This window comes from Halanaerobium saccharolyticum (genome assembly GCF_003053565.1).
GTDB classification, from domain to species: domain Bacteria; phylum Bacillota; class Halanaerobiia; order Halanaerobiales; family Halanaerobiaceae; genus Halanaerobium; species Halanaerobium saccharolyticum_B.
In genome coordinates this window covers 37,323-51,797 of sequence record NZ_QAXS01000004.1, presented here as the reverse complement: position 1 = coordinate 51,797, position 14,475 = coordinate 37,323, and the positions used below count along the sequence as shown (strand labels likewise).

Below are 14,475 nucleotides of genomic sequence, written 5' to 3'. Positions count from 1 at the left end.
ATTAAAGGTTATCAGGTCTGCCAGTTTCTCCCCAGTTTTCTACTTCAATTTCGCCATTGATGATCATTTCTTTAATTTCAGCAATGCGATCAGCATAAGGAGAAGTTACATTTTCTTTCATTTCTCTGATAGTTTCTAATCCTTCATCAGTAATAGTTCCATTCTCATGAGCATCTAATACTGGCTGACCAACCTCTGTTAAACTGGTCAGATCAACACCACCATCAGCTAAGGTGAAGTATAAATTGTTGCCACCCTGATAGTTACCTTCTACAACAGACTTTACTGTATCAAATACAGCATTATCTACTTTTTTAAGCATACTTGCTATTACATAACCTGGAGCAACATAGTTCTGATTGGAGTCTACACCAATTGCATAAATATCTTCCTCTTCAGCTGCCTGGAAGACACCAGAACCTGTACCACCAGCAGCGTGATAGATTACATCTGCACCATCATCAATCATACCAAGTGCAATTTCTCTACCTCTTGCTGGATCACCAAAGTCATCAGCATATCTGCTCTGAATTTCGATATCAGGATTAATATATCTTGCTCCCTGATAAAATCCGCCTTCAAAACGATGGATTAGAGCAAAGTCAACTCCACCAACAAAACCAACATTACCACTTTCACTGGTCAGTGCTGCTAGAGCACCAGCTAGGAATGAACCTTCCCACTCAGCAAAGTTAAGGCTTACAATATTTTCAGGAATGTCTTCAAAGAACTGATCAACATGAGCAAATTTTGTGTCAGGATACTCACCAGCAACAGTTGTTAAACTATCTGCCATCTGGAATCCTACACCAATAACCAGATCATAACCTCTGGAAGCAAAACGGCGCAGAGCTGTCTGATCTTCAGAAGGATCTGCTGGCTCAATGTAATCAAAAGAAATTCCTAATTCTTCTTCTGCTCTCTGCAGACCGCGGTAGGCTGCATCGTTGAAAGATAGATCTCCAAGTCCACCGGTAGATAAAACAATACCTACTCTAGTGTCCTGGGCAGCTGCGGGAACCGCTGCAAAGACCACCATCATAACAAAGGCAAAAACAATAGCTAAACTTAAAACTTTTTTCAAAATAATGACCCCCTCATATATTTTTTTAATGGTACCAAAATTTGTGAATTGCAATTATAATATAACATTTTTATCTTATATTTGCAACATAAAACACTTCAATTTTAGTCAATTGTTCCAAAATTAACTATATTAAAAAATTAAATATTTATCTGCTTCTTAAGACTTTAAACTGGAACTGATCACTTCTAAAATAATTTTTAGAATAAAGAAACAATCTTTCCTGATTATCATAATGCATCTGTTCTAAAAGCAGAATCGGACTGTGTTTTTTTACATTTAATTTTTCCATTAATTTATCTTTGGCAGTAACCGGAATGATTTCTGCTACAGCGTATTTGATTTGTAAGTCATATTTATTTTCCAGCAGATCAAATAAAGAATGACTAAAATCATCATCAATATTAATTGGAAAAAGATTGGTATTTAAATAATCAATACAAAAAACAACCGGCTTCTGATCTGCAGTTCTGACCCGCTGCAGTTTTAAAATTTCTTCGTTTTCTTTAATGTTCATTTTAAGAGCAAGATGTTTCTCAATCTTTTCCTTTGAGATCTCTAGAGCTCTTGTTCCCGGGGTGAATCCCTCATTTTTAATTGTATCAGTTACACTAAATAATTCCTCAATACCTCTTTTAAAACGGGGAATCGGTTTAGAAACAAAGGTTCCTACACCCTGACTTTTGATGATTTTTCCTTCCTTTTCCAGAACTCTCAGCGCTTCTCTTAAACTTGCCCTGCTGACATCCAGCTCTTTTGCAAAAGCCGTTTCTGAAGGAAGTTTATCACCTGCCTCATAAATTTCCTGATCAATTAAGTTTTCAATGTGTTCTTTAATTTTTAAATAAAGCGGTCTCTTATCATGTTTTAGTATATCCAAATTCCCAGTCCACCCCTCCTTTCTTCAGACGTCTTACCTGTCTGACAACTAACTAAATAGTATCACAATTCAATTTTTTTGTCAAGATTTTAACTTTTTTGATCTTCGCTTTCAGTTTCTTGATCTTCGTATTCACCATTTAAGATTGCTTCCAGATCATCCTCTTCTACCAGGACCTCACGCGGCTTGCTGCCTGCATAAGGACCAACAATTCCATCTTCTTCCATAGAGTCAATTAGGCGAGCAGCCCTTGAATGGCCGATGTGCAGCCTTCTCTGCAGCATAGAGATTGAAGCTCTGTATTTAACCACCAGTTTAACCGCTTCTTCGTACAATTCATCCTGCTCATCATCAATTGACAATTCAACTTCTTTGATATCATCTTTTTCAATTTTATATTCTGCAGTTGCCTGATTTTTTACAAAAGAAGTGATTTCCGAAATCTCCTGATCCGTCAAGAAAGCACCCTGAATCCTCTGCGGCTTCTGCATTCCCACAGGTGCAAATAACATATCTCCTTTACCGAGCAGTTTTTCTGCCCCTCCCATATCCAAAATCGTCCGGGAATCTGTGGCTGAAGAAACTGCAAATGAGATTCGGCTTGGAATATTAGCTTTAATTAAGCCGGTAATTACATCAACCGAAGGCCTCTGAGTCGCAATTATCAAATGAATCCCGGCTGCTCTTGACATTTGAGCTAAACGGCAGATGTTATCCTCTACCTCATTAGCCGCCACCATCATTAAATCGGAAAGCTCATCAATAATTACTACAATATAGGGCATCTTATCATCCGGATCATCAACCTGCTTATTATAGGACTCAATTCCCCGGCTGCCAGTTTCAGAAAAAAGATCATAGCGATTTTCCATTTCTTCAACTACCAGTTTTAATACATTGGCTGCTTTTTTTGGATCAGTAACAACTGGAGTAATTAAATGAGGCAGTCCCTGATAGATATTTAATTCAACTTTTTTGGGATCAACAAGCAGCAGTTTAACCTCTTCCGGGGTTGCCCGATAGAGAATACTGCTGATCAGGGTATTGATACAGACACTTTTACCGGAACCAGTAGCTCCAGCAACTAATAAATGAGGCATCTTGGCCAGGTTAAAGACAGCTGTATCGCCATCAATTCCCTTACCTAAAGCAAGGGTCAGCTTATCTTCAGCTTTTTGAAATTCTTCGGAGACAATTACATCCCGAAAAGACACAGTAATATCATTGCCGTGAGGGACCTCAATCCCCACTGCTGCTTTACCAGGAATAGGTGCTTCAATCCTGACGTCTCGGGCTGCTAAAGCGAGTGCAATATCATCAGATAAATTAACAATTTTGCTGACCTTTACCCCGGTAGCTGGCTGGATCTCATAGCGGGTAATTGTTGGTCCGTGATTAACATTAATTACTTTAGCTTCAACTCCAAAACTGCTTAAAGTTTCTTCTAATAACTCACTTTTATTTGCCAGTTTAACCTTCTTCTTTCCCGAATCATTTAATAAAGAGATTCCAGGCAGTGTATAATCACCGTGTTTTTCTCCCTGATCTTTAACATCTTTAGATTGATCTTTGGTAATATCAAAATCCTCAGTAATTTCCTTTTCTTCTGCTGAGGCTGCTGTTTTTTCTTTTTGTTTATTTTTGGATTTTTTAGCTTTAGGATTTTGCTTCTTTTCAGCTTTAGTATTACTTTGAGTCATACTGGGACTAAGAGAGGCCGATTCTGCTAATTCTTTATCTTCATTTTCTTCTGCAAGAGTTTCTGCTGCAGCAGCTGAGCGTTTTTTCTCTTTTCTTTTCTTGTTTTTTCTTTCAGCTTTTTTAGCTCTGGCTTCTTTGATTCTGGCAAAAAGATTCAATCTGCCAAAAGAAAGATTACTAAAAAAACTTTTAATTTTTTCATTTAAATTTAAAACTGCTTCTTTAAAAGCAAAAATCTGAGCTTTTGTTTTTTGAAAAATATTATGTAAAAATAAATCAAATAACAAAAGAATTCCAATTAACAATAAAACGGATAAAATGATATAGCTGCCCCGGACAGCAAATAATTCAGTTAAAAGATAACTGATAGCACTGCCGATGATACCGCCAGCTGCATTCTGAGGTGTATTAAGAAAAAATCCTCCGCCTTCACTTAAGTTAATAATAGAAATAATTGCAATAAATGAAATAAGAAGGCCTAAAAATCTACCGGAAAATTTAATCTTTTTTGATCTAATCAGCTGAATCCCCCAGTAAACAAATAAAAGAGGCAGAATATAACTGCCGCTTCCCACCATAAAATAATAGGCGCTGCTGATATAATTGCCGAGCAAACCCGCTGATCTGCTGAAAATAGCAAAATAGCTGATCGCAGCAAAGGTAATTAAAAAGAGACCCAGAATTTCATTTTTTCTTTTTTCAATTCTAGAATCATTTTTTTGCTTACTCATCTCTGCCCCTCCTTAAGTCTAAGAAATAAAATTGATAATAATAACTGCTGCAGCTGCCAGCCAGCAATAATAACTAAAATAATCCAGCTTTTTTTCTGCCAGCACCTTCAGTAAAATTTTGATTGCCAGATAACCTGAAATCACTGCGGAGAAAAACCCAAGTAAAACTATCTTTAGCTCAAGCTTAAAACTACCGCTTTCTACTACATTTAAAAACTGTAAAAAGCCGGCACCACCTATGACGGGAATCGACATCAAAAATGAAAATCTGGCTGCTGCTTCTCGATTTAAACCCTGAAATAAAGAAGCTGCAATTGTTGTCCCGGAGCGAGAAATACCGGGGATAATTGCACCGCCCTGTGCCAGGCCAACTAATAAGGGCTGCCAGAACTTCAGCTCTTCCACTTCTTTTTCTCCTCCATCAATTTTTTCAGTGACATATAAAATAAGACCGGTCACAATTAACATCAAAGCCGTTAAATAAGCATTTGAAAAGAGTCTTTCAAAAAAATCTTCAAATAAAACTCCGATGATACCAGTCGGTATAATTGCCAGAAGTATGTAAAAAGTTTCTTTTCGCTTTTCTTTTTTTAATAACAGCATATCTTTAATATCCTGCCAGAAAATAATAAAAATTGGGATCAGGGTCCCGATATGTAAAATTACATTAAATAAAATTTGTTCTTCCTGAATCTCAAAAAAATGCTGCGCAATTACTAAATGTCCGGAACTGCTGACCGGAATGAATTCTGTTAAACCCTGGATTAGACCCAGGAAAACTGCCTGAAAACTATTCAATTTTTATTCCTCCTCTTCTATTTCTATATTATAGCACATTTAGAAACATATGTTCAAATTTAAAACCAGCTGTTTTTACACAGCTGGTTAATTTAATCTTAGTTTCTATACTTCCATAATTACAGGTAAAATCATTGGATTTCTTTTTATTTTCTGATAGATATAATTGTTTAATGAATTGCGGATTGTATTTTTGAGCACTGACCATTCTGTTACATTATTTTCTTCACAGTCTTTTAGTGCATCCTCAACTCTCTTAGTTGCAGCTTCAATCAATTCTTCTGATTCTCTGATATAAACAAAGCCTCTGGTAATAATATCTGGACCTACCAGGATATTGCCGTGTTTATCAATAGTTACAACTACAATTATTATCCCATCTTCAGACAATAACTTTCTATCTCTTAAGACAATATTACCGACATCTCCAATACCCAGGCCATCAATTAATACATCACCTGACTGAACATTGTAGTCTTTTTCGACCTTATCTTCAGTGAATTTAATCTTATCCCCAATATCGGAAATATAGATATTATCACGTGGTATGCCAACTTTTTCTGCCAGATCTGCATGTTTGTATAGATGTCTGTATTCACCGTGTACCGGCACAAAATATTTCGGTTTAACCAGATTAAGCATTAACTTCAACTCTTCCTGACTGGCATGACCGGAAACATGAACACCAGAAACATCTTCATAAATTACATTAGCTCCACGGCGGTAAAGTTTGTTGATAGTTTGACCAACAAATTTTTCATTACCGGGAATTGCAGAAGCAGAAATCATAACTGTATCTCCTTCTTTGATGTTGATGTGGTAATGGTCACCACGAGACATTCTGGTTAGAGCTGCATAAGGCTCACCCTGACTTCCTGTTGTTAATAAAGTTACTTTATTGTCAGGAAGATCTCCAATATCTCTAATATCAACTATCATATCCTCAGGTATCTGTAAATAACCAAGTCTGCGGGCTATATCAACATTATTCAGCATACTGCGGCCGGAAAAAGCAATTTTTCGATTATATTTAAAAGCTGCGTCAACCACCTGCTGAACCCGGTGAATATTGGAAGCGAAGGTAGCAATAATTATTCTTTCGCGCGAACCTCTAAATATTTCATCAATTGTTTCTCCAACAACTTTTTCGGAAAGAGTATAGCCTTCACGCTCAACATTAGTACTATCAGAAAATAGAGCTAATACTCCTTCTTTACTGTCACCAAGTTCCGCCAGTCTGTGAAAATCTGCAACTTCTCCATCAATAGGAGTCTGATCAAATTTGAAATCACTGGCATAAACAATTGATCCCAGCGGAGTTTCGATAGCAAGTGCACAGGTATCAGCGATACTGTGATTTACTCTTACAAATTCCACACCAAAATTACCAACCTGATACTGTTTACCTGGATGAACAACCTTTAGTCTTGTATCTTTTAAAAGTCTGTGCTCCTTTAAATTACCTTCTAAAAGACCAAGAGTTAACTTTGTACCATAAATAGGAACATTAATCTCCTTTAATAAATACGGCAGTCCACCTATATGATCTAAATGTCCATGTGTTAAAACAATTCCATTAATCTTATCTTTATTCTTAATCACATAGTCATAATCAGGAATCACCAGGTCTATTCCAAGTAAGTCATTTTCTGGAAATTTAACACCCGAATCAATTATCAACATTTCATCGTCAATTTCCAGAACCCACATATTCTTTCCAATTTCTCCGACTCCACCTAAGTTGGTCATTGAAACATTATTTATTTTATTGTTATCACTCATTTAAAAAACAAAACACCTCCATAGTATTTTAAAACAAATCAAAAACTAAATTCTACAACAACTCTAAACATTTGACTTCTTAACTTACATATTTATTTTTTTATTAATCATACTCAACTAAATTTACACAAAAAAAATACTTAATTCTGCCTGTAACTTAAAATATAATAGAAACCCGTCCAAAGCGTTAATACTATTATACATAGAATTTTAATAAAAAACAAGCAGAATTAAGCTTTTATAATTTTAAGAAAATCTCTTTATATTCTAAACCAGATCATTTTCCACTAAATATTCAGCAATCTGGACAGCATTTAAAGCAGCACCTTTGCGCAGATTATTTGCTGTCAGCCAGAGGTTGATCCCATTCTCTACAGAATTATCTCTTCTAATTCTGCCGACTAATACATTATCATTATTTTCAGTATCAATCTGCAGTGGATACTCTTCTTTTGCAGGATTATCAATTACGTCTACATTTTTTGTCTGACTAAATAATTCTTTAACAGCTTCTATTTTGAAATCATTCTGCAGTTCAATATTTAAAGACTCTCCGTGACCAAAAATTACAGGTATGCGAACACAGGTCGCTGTTACCGGTAAATCAGGGTCATGTAAAATTTTATGGGTCTCATTTACCATCTTCATCTCTTCTTTGGTATAGTCATTATCTAAAAAGACATCAATCTGGGGAATCGCATTAAAGGCAATCTGATGGTTAAACTTTTCATTTTTTATTTCTTCCTGATTTAAATAAGCCTTGGTCTGTTCTATCAGCTCATCAACTGCTTTTTTTCCGGCTCCAGACACCGCCTGATAGGTATTAATAACCAGCCTTTTTAAGCCATATTTTTCAGCAAGCGGCTTTAAGAGCATTACCATCTGAATTGTAGAACAGTTTGGATTGGCAATAATCTGCTGATGGTCCTTTAAATCCTCTCCGTTAACTTCCGGTACAACTAGAGGAGAGTCTGGGTCCATTCTAAAGGCATTACTGTTATCGACCACAATCCCTCCTGCCTTTTTTACCTGAGGAGCTACCTCTTTAGAAACCCCACTCCCGGCAGAAAATAGGGCAATATCTATTCCCTCAAAAGTACCTTCTTTTACAGATTCTACAGTTAATTCTCTATCTTCAAATTGGATTTTTTTACCCTCTGAACGCTCAGATGCAATCACCTTTAGCTGATCAATTGGAAAATTTCGCTGACTTAAAGTCTTAAGCATTTCTCTACCTACTAAACCTGTTGCTCCTACTACTGCTACATTATACTTTCTCATAAATTTCTTCTCCTTTCTCTACTACGGGGCGCCCAAAGTAATTTGTACCCCAGACACCAATTATGATTAAAACTGCTCCCACTACTTGAAATTTAAAAAACGGCTCATTTCTAAATACAACTCCGGCAATAATAGAAACAACTGTGGTCAGATTGGCAAATACAGCTGATTCTGCTGCCGTGATTTTAGAAAGAGTGTAATTCATCATAAAAAACGCAACTACCGAAGAAAATACACCTAAATAAACAACTGCAATTAAAACATCAGTATTTGTCAGCAGATTTAAATAACTGCCCAGGGCAAAGTCTTTTCTAAAAATTGCAATTAAGTTAAAAAACAGAGCGCCAAAACCCATCATTACATATGTAATTTCTACCGGCTTAAACTCCAGCGAAAGCTGTCTGGAAATAATATTATAAAAACCAGCAGCTATAACTGCTCCACCCAGAAGAACTAAACCTAAATAATTACCGTCAATTGGTGCTGTACCTCGATTAAAGATAATAAAAAAGACTCCCCCAACTGAGAGGGCTACAAATAAGCTCTGAATCAGGGTAGGCCTTTCATTGAGAAATACTGCCGCCAGAATTGTAACAGCTACTGGAATTAAGGCAATCATCATTCCAGCTTCAGATGAAGTTGTATAAAGCATACCTGTGGTTTCACAGATAAAATAAATTCCGGGCTGAAATAAGGCCAGTAAAAATAATTTCTTTAAGTTTTTACCCCTCAAATTGATATTTATTATACCAGCAATTCTCAAAATACTCAAGGTAATAAAGGCAATTGCAAAACGAAAACCAAGTAAGTGGAATGGAGACATCAGCTCCAGTCCCTCCTTGGTAAACAAAAATGAGAAGCCAAATATTGAACTAAAGACCAGACCGGCAAGATGAGGAAAATATTTTCTCAATTTGATCATTTAATTGCCTCAGTTCTTCGGCGGCCAGGGACCATAGTACTGATAATACTGAGTCTCTACCCCACCATTATATAATTTTCTTCTTTTGCTGGCCTCTTTACCAAATAATTCTTCAAATTTAGAATGAGAGGTGATTATATAATAGGACCAGGTCTCTAAAGCTCTAAACTTTTCTCCCATTTCTCGATAAAGCTCTTCGACTTCTTCTTTTTCTCCCATTCTTTCTCCATAGGGAGGGTTAGTAATTACATAACCATATTTACGGTTGGTAGAAAAGTCCGCAAACTTTTGTTCCTGGAAGTGAATTATATCTTCTACCCCTGCCTGTTTGGCATGATAGCGGGCAATACTGATTGCTTCCGGGTCCTGATCATAACCCATAATCAACCGTGGCTCTACATTGATCTTTTTAGCTTTTTTAGCTTCAACACGAGCCCGGGGCCATTCAAAGTCCTCAAAAACAGGCCACTTTTCGGAATTAAATTTCCTTTTTAAGCCTGGAGCCTGATTTTTGGCCATCATAGCTGCTTCGATTAAAATTGTTCCTGAACCACAGAAGGGATCAATTAAAATTCTATCTTTATCCCAGCGGCTTAAATAAACCATCCCGGCAGCAATAGTCTCCTGAATCGGAGCTTTAACTGAAAGCTCACGATAACCTCTTTTGTGCAGTCCGGTACCTGAAGTATCAATTGTTAAAATTGCTCGATCTTTATATAAAGCCAGCTCAATCGGATAAAGCGGACCATCTTCATCAAACCATTCTCTTTGGTATTCCGCTTTCAGCCTGTCTACTACAGCTTTTTTTGTAACTGACTGACAGGTAGGAACACTGCTCAACTGTGAATCAATGGACTTGGCACTGACAGGGAATTCTGCATTTTCAGGCAGCCACCCGGGCCAGTCCAAACTTCTGACACCATCATAAAGTTCATCAAAGTCACGGGCTTTAAAATCTCCTACTTTCAAAAGAACTCTTTCCGCAGTTCGCAGCCATAAATTGGCTCTGGGAATTGCCTGCAGATCGGCCTCAAAAGTGATTCTTCCATTTTTAACTTCTGTAATCTCATAACCTAAATCATTTATTTCTTTTTTTACCAGGGCTTCCATTCCAAAAGTACTGGTCGCCATAAGTTCTATTTTATCCAAAAAAATTCTCTCCTTTTTTAACCACTATTTACTTCTATTAACCTCTTTATTTACTTTAAATTGTTTTAAAAAATCTTATTTACTTTAAATTTACTCCTGCCTTTTTTAATTCTTTTTTTAGCTTCTGCAGCTCTTCTGGATTTACTGCTCTAGTACCAGCCAGAATAATATTGGTTTTAAAACCATTTTTAACACTATCCTGAGCAGTATATTTAACACAGTAATCAAAGGCTAAGCCTACTATATCAACTTCATCTATCTCAAGTGATTTTAATAGTCCGGCCAGTCCCAGGTCTGTACCATCATTATCCTGAAAGGCTGAATAACTATCAACCTCTTTATCTGTACCCTTGCGCAGTATATAGTCAAAGTTGACTGTTTTAATTTCAGAATTAAATTCTGCTCCCTCAGTCTGCTGTACACAGTGATCCGGCCATAAGACAGGACCCAGTCCCTGCTCATCACTATAAGGAGTAAATGGATCCTTTCCATGATTGGAAGCAAAGCTGAGGTGTGAAGTGGGGTGCCAGTCCTGTGAGCCAACAATTAGCTGATATTTATCTGACTCTAAAAGTTCATTGACTTTGGGATTAATCTCAGAAGCATTAGGCACAGCCAGAGCACCATCTTCATAAAAGTCATTCTGCAAATCAACAGCCAGTAATGCTTTAGCCATTTTAATCACCTCTTTACAGATTTTCCAGCTTAAGCTTAAAATTTTGCTTAGCTTAAATTCATCTTTAAATAAATTAATTAGAAACGTATTTCAAAATCACTAAAATCATCAGCTTTTTCTGTTTCAGCTTCAAAATTATCAACCCGAGCAAATGAAGGACCTTTTTTTAATTTAGCGAGCATTTGATCAACATTACTCTCTTTTCCCTGGACTTTAGCTTCTACTCTACCATCTGCCAGGTTTTTAACCCAGCCTTTTATATTCAAAGCAGCTGCCTGACTGCGGGTAAAAGCTCTAAAACCAACTCCCTGAACTCTACCTGAAATAAATACATGTTTTTGAATTTTTTCTGCAGCCATCTTAATCCACCTCCATTTGTTTATATTATACATAGTATTATAATATCTGGCAAATTTCTTTTTCTTAAAAAAACGGGCCACCTCTCTTATAAAGAAATGACCCGCCTCTTATTTGATATATATTATTAAATTAACTCATAGTTAAATTAATAATATCAGCTATTTCTTAACCTAAATACTGATTGACCCTCAAGGCTGCTTTAGAACCCTCAGCTGCTGAAATAATAATCTGCTTATCTATAATATTTGTTACATCACCTGCAGCCCAGATACCTTCAACACCTGTTTCATTTCTCTCATTGATTATAATTTCTTTCTGTTTATTGGTTTCTACTCGACTGCTGACAAAATCACTGTTGGCTACCAGTCCTATTTCTATAAACAGACCATTAACATCCAGCTCTTTGGTTGACTCATTACTTATATTTTTAATTACAATAGATTCCAGTTTATCCTCGCCAATGATCTGATCGACGGTAGTTGAAGTGTGGACAGTAATCTTCTCACTGGCATTTACTCTATCCTGCAGGTATTCATCCCCCATCAATTTATCCTGAAGCTCAATCAAATCAACCTCACAGCCAATTTTGGCAAGATCTAAAGCAGCTTCCAGGCCGGAATTTCCTCCACCAACAACTGCCACTGGCTGACCTTTGTAAAGAAAAGCATCACAGCTGGCACAGTAGTGGACTCCCTTACCTGTTAGTACATATTCCTGCTTCATACCTAAATGTCTCTTCTGAGCTCCAGTAGCAACAATCACAGATTTAGTTGCATATTCTTTGCCGTTATCTGTTTTAACAATTTTACCAGGCTGACCGTCTGCTACCTCAACTGCTTCTTCACCAATAACTGTCTCTACCTCGTATTTTGCTATATGGTCCCAAAAATCATAAATCAGCTCAGCTCCAGTTGTATCTGCTTTACCAAGATAATTATCAATTTCATTAGTAGTAATTACCTGACCACCTATATCCTTGGTTAATAAAAGTAGATCTATACCTTTGCGGGCTGCGTATAATGCTGCATTTAAAGCTGCCGGGCCTGCTCCCAGAATAATCAGTTCCCATTCTTTTTGAGAAAGATCTTTAGTATCTTTTCCGATCAAGGCATTAAATTCACCCTTATTTTCCAGAGCAATTATATCATCATAGCCCCCCAGGCTCTGATCATTGATTATAATTTGAGGTACAGTTTTATTTCCAGTTCTCTCCTGCATCACCTCATAGTTGTTCCCTTCATTAATATCAATCTCAGTAAAACTTAAGCCCTTACTTTTTAAAAAAGCTTTGGCCTTTTTGCAGTATGGACACCAATCTTTAGAATAAACTTCAATTTTTAACTCATTTGACATAATAAATTCCCCCTAATGCTATTCTTATTTGACATAAGTTGTAGTGGATGTTAACATAAATATGGTTGTTAAACGAAAAAGAAATTAAATATTTAATTTGAGGTGAATATTAATGGCAACAGTAATGGAACATGCAGAAGAACTTGCAGAGGCAATTGTAGGCTCACAGGAATTTCAGGATTTAAAAGAGAAAGAAGAAGTTATGGTTGAAGATGAAGATGCAAAGTCAATGCTCGATAATTTAAACGCTAAGTACCAGCAGGTGCAGATGATGCAGCAGAATGGTCAGGAAGTTAGCGATGAGCAGAAGCAGGAATTACAGATGATGGAACAAAAAATGAAGCAGAATGATAAAATCTCTGAATTCTATGAAGCTCAAAATCACTTTAATCAGCTGATGAACTCTGTTAATCAGGTAATCACTCAAAAACTTCAGGGTAATGAAGAAGACGCTGAGTAAAAAAACATTTTAGAAAAAGTGCAATTTAATTTGCAAATTAGAACCGCAGTCAGCTGGCTGCGGTTTTTTTCTGTTTAATTTATACTATTTCCTGCCTTATAAGCTGTTGAAAATGCAATCTGCAGGTTATACCCTCCGGTCATTGCTGCCAGATCTATAACCTCTCCTGCAAAATATAAACCATCAATCAACCTGGATTCCATTGTTTTCGGATCAATCTCTTCGGTGCTAATTCCACCTCTTGTAACTATTGCCCGTTCAAATCCCTTTTTTGCTTTAATATTTAATTTTAAATTCTTCAATAATTGTATCAGTTCTTCCCGTTCAGCTGCAGTAATCTGGTTTACTGTTTTCTTATAATCTATTGAAGACCGCTCAATAATTAAAGGAATCATTTTTTGGGGCAGCAGATCTCCCAGACTGTTGCCGAAATATTTATTGGCATATTTGTCAAAGTCTCTAAGAATTCTCTGATCCAGTGTCTGATAATCAAGTGCTGGTTTTAAATCAATTGCCAGCTGGTATTTTTCAGGATCATCATCTATAAGCATTGAGGCTGAAATAACAATTGGCCCATCTAAGTAGCTGCTTCTGATTTCTAAATCTCCAAACTGGCTGAAGATTTCTTTGCCTGCTTTTAGTAGTTTGAGCTCTACATACTTTAATTTTAGACCTTTAGCCTGATAAATCCAGTCTTCCTTTGTTTTTAAACCACAGAGTCCGGGCTCCGGTTTAATAATCTGGTGGCCTAAAGCTTGAGCCAGTTTAAATCCGCTGCCGTCAGAGCCAGTCTGAGGATAGGAACTGCCGCCTGCTGCTAAAATCACTCTGTCAGCTTTAAGCTGGCCCTGATATTTTAACTTTACTCCCTGAACTCTTTTGTCTTTTGTTAAGATCGCCTGTACTTCATCCTGAATTATTTCAACCTCAGCTTTAAATAACTCTTTCTGCAGAACTTTTAAAACATCCTGTGAGCGGTTCGACTCTGGAAAAACTCTATCTCCTCTTTCTATCTTTAAAGGCAGTCCCAGACCTTCAAAAAAATAATAGAGTCTGTAGGCATCAAATTCAGCCAGAGAGCTGTACATAAATTCCGGATTATCAATTATATTCTTAATATGCTGATTTAAATCCGAATAATTTGTCAGGTTACAACGGCCTTTACCGGTAATCAAAAGTTTTTTACCCAAATTTTTATTTTTTTCAATTAAGCTAACTTTATTTCCTTTTCTGGCAGCCTGCAGTGCAGCCATCATTCCTGCCGGGCCACCTCCAATTACAATAAGATCTGTCAAAAC

13 protein-coding genes are annotated in these 14,475 nt (G+C 36.7%); 1 reads left to right on the top strand and 12 read right to left on the bottom strand.

Features of this window, described 5'->3' with window-relative positions; all coding sequences use genetic code 11:
* Position 1: 1 nt before the first annotated feature.
* The 11 genes from C8C76_RS02600 to C8C76_RS02550 form a co-directional block, all read right to left on the bottom strand.
* The gene (locus tag C8C76_RS02600; protein WP_108138383.1) at positions 2-1,084 is read right to left on the bottom strand and encodes a BMP family lipoprotein; all 1,083 of its coding nucleotides are present in this window, start codon (positions 1,082-1,084) and stop codon (positions 2-4) included.
* 148 nt (positions 1,085-1,232) lie between these two features.
* Entirely contained in the window at positions 1,233-1,964 is a 732-nt protein-coding gene (locus tag C8C76_RS02595) for a GntR family transcriptional regulator (RefSeq protein ID WP_108138381.1), read from the bottom strand.
* An 89-nt stretch (positions 1,965-2,053) separates the two neighbouring features.
* A complete protein-coding gene (locus tag C8C76_RS02590; protein WP_108138379.1) occupies positions 2,054-4,396 on the bottom strand; it encodes an FtsK/SpoIIIE family DNA translocase in 2,343 nt (780 codons plus the stop codon).
* An 18-nt stretch (positions 4,397-4,414) separates the two neighbouring features.
* Entirely contained in the window at positions 4,415-5,194 is a 780-nt protein-coding gene (locus C8C76_RS02585; RefSeq protein ID WP_108138377.1) for an undecaprenyl-diphosphate phosphatase, read from the bottom strand.
* A 105-nt stretch (positions 5,195-5,299) separates the two neighbouring features.
* Positions 5,300-6,976 (bottom strand): ribonuclease J, encoded by a 1,677-nt coding sequence (locus C8C76_RS02580; RefSeq protein WP_108138376.1) that lies wholly within the window; start codon positions 6,974-6,976, stop codon positions 5,300-5,302.
* 267 nt (positions 6,977-7,243) lie between these two features.
* Positions 7,244-8,257 carry an aspartate-semialdehyde dehydrogenase gene (locus C8C76_RS02575; protein WP_108138374.1) on the bottom strand — a complete coding sequence of 338 codons (1,014 nt, stop codon included), beginning with the start codon at positions 8,255-8,257 and terminating at the stop codon, positions 7,244-7,246.
* On the bottom strand, positions 8,244-9,179 hold the full coding sequence (locus C8C76_RS02570; protein WP_108138372.1) for a DMT family transporter: 936 nt from the start codon (positions 9,177-9,179) through the stop codon (positions 8,244-8,246). The genes C8C76_RS02575 and C8C76_RS02570 overlap by 14 nt, the downstream gene beginning before the upstream one ends.
* Before the next feature lie 9 nt (positions 9,180-9,188).
* The gene (locus tag C8C76_RS02565; protein WP_108138370.1) at positions 9,189-10,328 is read right to left on the bottom strand and encodes a THUMP domain-containing class I SAM-dependent RNA methyltransferase; all 1,140 of its coding nucleotides are present in this window, start codon (positions 10,326-10,328) and stop codon (positions 9,189-9,191) included.
* Between the two features lie 79 nt (positions 10,329-10,407).
* Positions 10,408-11,004: a bifunctional nicotinamidase/pyrazinamidase gene (pncA, locus tag C8C76_RS02560; protein WP_108138368.1), complete on the bottom strand. Its 597-nt coding sequence runs from the start codon at positions 11,002-11,004 to the stop codon at positions 10,408-10,410.
* 77 nt (positions 11,005-11,081) lie between these two features.
* Positions 11,082-11,363, bottom strand: a complete 282-nt coding sequence (locus C8C76_RS02555) for an acylphosphatase (protein WP_108138366.1) — start codon at positions 11,361-11,363, stop codon at positions 11,082-11,084.
* Positions 11,364-11,529: 166 nt separating this feature from the next.
* Positions 11,530-12,717 carry an FAD-dependent oxidoreductase gene (locus tag C8C76_RS02550; RefSeq protein ID WP_108138364.1) on the bottom strand — a complete coding sequence of 396 codons (1,188 nt, stop codon included), beginning with the start codon at positions 12,715-12,717 and terminating at the stop codon, positions 11,530-11,532.
* A gap of 112 nt (positions 12,718-12,829) precedes the next feature.
* Here C8C76_RS02550 and C8C76_RS02545 point away from each other — a divergent pair, with 112 nt between their 5' ends.
* Positions 12,830-13,177, top strand: a complete 348-nt coding sequence (locus C8C76_RS02545) for a YlbF family regulator (protein WP_108138362.1) — start codon at positions 12,830-12,832, stop codon at positions 13,175-13,177.
* A gap of 74 nt (positions 13,178-13,251) precedes the next feature.
* Here the strand turns inward: C8C76_RS02545 and C8C76_RS02540 are convergent, their stop codons facing one another.
* Positions 13,252-14,472 carry an NAD(P)/FAD-dependent oxidoreductase gene (locus tag C8C76_RS02540; RefSeq protein ID WP_108138360.1) on the bottom strand — a complete coding sequence of 407 codons (1,221 nt, stop codon included), beginning with the start codon at positions 14,470-14,472 and terminating at the stop codon, positions 13,252-13,254.
* Between the last annotated feature and the right edge of the window lie 3 nt (positions 14,473-14,475).

Bases quoted from the DNA above. Each gene is read 5' to 3' on its own strand.
- C8C76_RS02590 (WP_108138379.1), bottom strand. From the start codon at position 4,396: ATGAGTAAGCAAAAAAATGATTCTAGAATTGAAAAAAGAAAAAATGAA.
- C8C76_RS02580 (WP_108138376.1), bottom strand. From the start codon at position 6,976: ATGAGTGATAACAATAAAATAAATAATGTTTCAATGACCAACTTAGGT.
- C8C76_RS02575 (WP_108138374.1), bottom strand. From the start codon at position 8,257: ATGAGAAAGTATAATGTAGCAGTAGTAGGAGCAACAGGTTTAGTAGGT.
- C8C76_RS02570 (WP_108138372.1), bottom strand. From the start codon at position 9,179: ATGATCAAATTGAGAAAATATTTTCCTCATCTTGCCGGTCTGGTCTTT.
- pncA (WP_108138368.1), bottom strand. From the start codon at position 11,004: ATGGCTAAAGCATTACTGGCTGTTGATTTGCAGAATGACTTTTATGAA.
- C8C76_RS02555 (WP_108138366.1), bottom strand. From the start codon at position 11,363: ATGGCTGCAGAAAAAATTCAAAAACATGTATTTATTTCAGGTAGAGTT.
- C8C76_RS02550 (WP_108138364.1), bottom strand. From the start codon at position 12,717: ATGTCAAATGAGTTAAAAATTGAAGTTTATTCTAAAGATTGGTGTCCA.
- C8C76_RS02545 (WP_108138362.1), top strand. From the start codon at position 12,830: ATGGCAACAGTAATGGAACATGCAGAAGAACTTGCAGAGGCAATTGTA.